Here is a 3,641-nt window from a genome sequence, read left to right as displayed (position 1 = left end):
CAGCGACTGGCCCGCGCGCAGGCGGCTATTCGACTTCAAACGGTTCCACGCCGTCAGTTCGCGGACCGAGACGTGTTGGCTCGACGCGATGCGCTGCAGCGTATCGCCGCGGCGCACGCGCACGTACGTGGTCTTCGTGACGACGCGCGTGACCGGAACGGTGGCGGCCTGGGCTGCCTGAGCGGCACTGGCGGCCGCCGCGCCGGACGCGGGCGTGGCCGAAGCCGACGGGTCGGGTTGCGGCTGCGACGTCGGCGGGGTTTGCTGCTGATCAACGTTTGCGCAGGCGCCCAGCACAACAGCCAGGCCAACACCGGCGAGACCGGCACGCAAGCGAGTCAGACCGTGGGTCCACTGACCCTGACGATCTTCGAACATGTTTTAGCTCCTTGTGCTGCGCGGCGGCTTGCGTCGTCCGGGTGGCATCGTGCGGTTTGCAGCGTCGTCGCGCGCTCCCGCCTCTCCTGGCCAGCCCCGGACGCTCGCGCCCAGACCGCTTCCATCTGCATTCAAATTACGTGCTTCTTCAAGCAAAACGCTACAACCGTCGCGCAAAAATCGCACTGCGGCTCAATAGCGCCCATCTCGAAACACCCGGCATTGTAAAGCTCGCTTCACATATATCAGGGGTGCGACAACACTCTGATACCTCTGATACAACTCGCCCGATCCTGCGTCGTCGAAACGGCTGACGCGGCGACGCACAATCACGGGCATTCCCCAGCCAACGCCCGTCAGACGGCCTTCTCCGCCTTCCAGGCTCACAACGGGAGCGCACAAATAGCGCCAGTTCACGGTGTAATCTCTTTTGCATATCGGCAGCAAATTCGAGAACTTGAACTGGCTTGCACGCTGAAAGCCCTTTGAAAATTAAGGTAGTATTGCCTTCAACGAGGATTGGTGCGCTTGTCACGGGAACCCTGAGGCGTCCATCCGGTCTTCTCCTGGGACTCGCGCGTTGCCGCCCCCTCCCGGTTTGCGCCGCGTCGGCCCTGGCTCGGGCCGTCAACGAAGCGAGCTGGCCCGATCAGGCGGGTTCGCAGCCCGGCGCGCCGACGAGGCCACCGCTTGCCGTCGCGCACCAACGCTTGCCGCCGGTTTCGCCGCGCCTCGCAGTTTTTTATTCGCAGCACCTATTTTTTGCATGCGCCAGCCCGGCCGTGCGCGCCGTCCGCCCGCTCCGGACCCCGCGCCGCGCCCGTCTGGCGCCGGATCCATGTCACAGTCATCCAATCGTCTCGTCGAACTCGACTTTTTTCGCGGACTCGTCCTGCTCATCATCGTCGTCGACCATATCGGCGGCAGCATCATTTCGCGCGTCACGCTGCACGCCTACGCGCTCTGCGACGCCGCCGAAGTGTTCGTCTTCCTCGGCGGCTACGCCACGGCCACGGCCTGGGCCGCGCTCTGCGCGCGCCGTACCGAAGCGGTCGCGCGCCAGCGCTTCATCAAGCGCGCCTTCGAGATCTATCGCGCGTTCGTGGTCACGGCGCTGCTGATGCTGCTCGTCACGGCCATCCTGACCGCCCTGAACGTCGACGCCCCCAATCTCGCGACCACCGATCTCGACGACCTCATGCTCGCGCCCGGCACCGCGCTGCGCGACATCGTGCTGCTGCGCCGTCAGCCCTATCTCGCGGGCGTCTTGCCGATGTATGCGTGCTTCGCGCTGGCCGCGCCGCTCGCGTTGCCGCTCGCGCGCACGCGCCCGTGGCTGCTCGCGGCGATCAGCCTCGCGCTGTGGGGCGTCGCGCCGCATTTCACTCCGTATTTGCCGCATGTCGCCGACGTCCACTGGGACTTCAATCCGTTCGGCTGGCAGCTGATGTTCATGGCCGGCGTGATCGCCCAGGCGCAGCCGGTGTTCCAGAGCGTGACCGCGCGGCCGAAGCTCGGCACGATCGTCACGATGCTCGCGCTCGCCGTGGTCGGAGCAGCGGCCATCTATCGCCTGCACCTCGGCAACACGCCGCTCGACGGCGATTTCAAGCGCAATCTCGCCTGGTTCCGCGCGCTGAACTTCTTCGGCATCGCGTGGCTCGTCGCGCACATGATCCGGCTCGGCTGGGCGAAGCGCCTCGCGACCTGGCTGCCGTGGGTGGGCCTCGTGGGCCGCAAGGGCATGCTCTCGTTCGTGGCGGGCGCCGTGATCTCGCTGACCGTGGACTCGGTGCTCTACTGGTACACCGACGGCTATCTCGACGTGCCGCTCGGCCTCACCGCCGACGCCGTGGCGCTCACCGCACTGTTCATCGTCGTGCGCGCCGCCGATCCGCTCAAACGGCTGCTGCCCTCGCGCGCGAAGGCGTCGGCCTGAGGCGGGAGGCGGCCTGGTGCGCGCGTCGAGACCGCGCGCGCATCGTCGACGCATGCTCGACGCCCCGTTCAAGCGCCATCGACCCTCACGCGAATATCCTCCGCTTCCTGGCCGCGCGCACCGCTGCTAGCATGATGACCCCGCGCCGCAGGCGTGCCTTCGAGACCGGCTTTTCCGTCATGCGCAGCTCCTTTTGCCCCGCGCCGTTCGGCTCGCTGTTCAACGCACGCTCCGATGCGGCAGCCGATGCGCAATCCCCTGCACGCGCCGATACGCCATCGGCCCCGCTTCGCACCGTGCAAGGCGTCGCTCGCCGCGTTATTCGCCACCTCGCGCGAGCAGCGGCGACGACGGGTTTCGTCGCGCTGGCGTCGTCAGCGGCGCTCGCCGCGCTGTCCGCCACGCCGAACCTCGCGGTGGCCAGCACGATCGCGGTGCGCACCTTCCACGCGGCCGCACTCAATCGCGACTGGCCGTACGTGGTCTATCTGCCGAGCGGCTATCGCGCCGACACCGCGCGCTATCCGGTGCTCTACCTCCTGCACGGCAACAACGGCGACGCGATGGACTGGATCACCCAGGGCGACCTGCAAACCGCCGCCGATACGCTGATCGCGCGCCACGAGATTCCGCCCGTCGTGATCGTGATGCCGCAAGGCGGCACCGACTGGTACGTCGATCGCAAGGAAAAGATGGAGACGGCGTTCTTCAACGACCTGATGCCCGAGATCGAGCAGCATTTCGCGGTCGAGGACGAACGTGGCGGCCGCGCGATCGGCGGCGTGTCGATGGGCGGCTTCGGCGCGCTGCGCTACACGCTCGAGCATCCCGAGATGTTCTGCGGCGCGCTGCTGCTCTCGCCCGCGATCTATTCGGGCGAGCCGCCGCCGGCCTCGTCGGCGCGTCGCGTGGGCGTGTTCGGCGATCACCAGTTCGATCCGCACATCTGGCGCACGCTCAACTATCCGGCGCTGTGGAGCGGCTATTTCGCGCGACCGTGGCGCGTGCCCTTCTTCATCGCCTCGGGCGACGACGACCTCGTGATCCAGGCCGAATCGTCGCTGCTCTACACGCGACTGCGCGAGGCGGGCAATCCGGCGGCGCTGCGCATCGTCGACGGCGGCCATGTCTGGCCGGTCTGGCGGCAGTTGCTGCCTGGCGCGCTCAAGTACGCGCTCGCCTGCATGCACTGAGGACGGCCGAGGCGGCGCGCACGTCGCCAGAGCGGGCGACTCACGCGCCGCGCATCCCTCACTCCGCCCAGTTCGCCCACAGCACCATCAGCACGGTCATCAGCGCCGGGCCGATGAAGATGCCGATCAGA

At 67.5% G+C, this 3,641-nt stretch carries 3 protein-coding genes; 2 read left to right on the top strand and 1 reads right to left on the bottom strand.

The window, feature by feature from the left end; genetic code table 11:
- The coding region (locus G3N97_RS37200; protein ID WP_205997756.1) for a LysM domain-containing protein at nt 1-378 on the bottom strand (378 nt) is incomplete at its 3' end.
- Nucleotides 379-1,216: 838 nt separating this feature from the next.
- Here G3N97_RS37200 and G3N97_RS37195 point away from each other — a divergent pair.
- Together G3N97_RS37195 and G3N97_RS37190 are read left to right on the top strand one after the other, a co-directional pair.
- On the top strand, nt 1,217-2,317 hold the full coding sequence (locus G3N97_RS37195; RefSeq protein ID WP_205997755.1) for an OpgC domain-containing protein: 1,101 nt from the start codon (nt 1,217-1,219) through the stop codon (nt 2,315-2,317).
- Between the two features lie 179 nt (nt 2,318-2,496).
- A complete protein-coding gene (locus G3N97_RS37190) occupies nt 2,497-3,510 on the top strand; it encodes an alpha/beta hydrolase-fold protein (protein WP_205997754.1) in 1,014 nt (337 codons plus the stop codon).
- Nucleotides 3,511-3,641: the final 131 nt, after the last annotated feature.

It is taken from the genome of Paraburkholderia sp. Ac-20347, assembly GCF_017104805.1.
Classification (GTDB): Bacteria; Pseudomonadota; Gammaproteobacteria; order Burkholderiales; family Burkholderiaceae; genus Paraburkholderia; species Paraburkholderia tropica.
Note: the sequence above shows the minus strand (reverse complement) of the source record. Positions and strands in the feature narration are given on the sequence as shown.

Coding starts and splice junctions, on each gene's coding strand:
- G3N97_RS37195 (WP_205997755.1), top strand. CDS start 1,217: ATGTCACAGTCATCCAATCGTCTCGTCGAACTCGACTTTTTTCGCGGA.
- G3N97_RS37190 (WP_205997754.1), top strand. CDS start 2,497: ATGCGCAGCTCCTTTTGCCCCGCGCCGTTCGGCTCGCTGTTCAACGCA.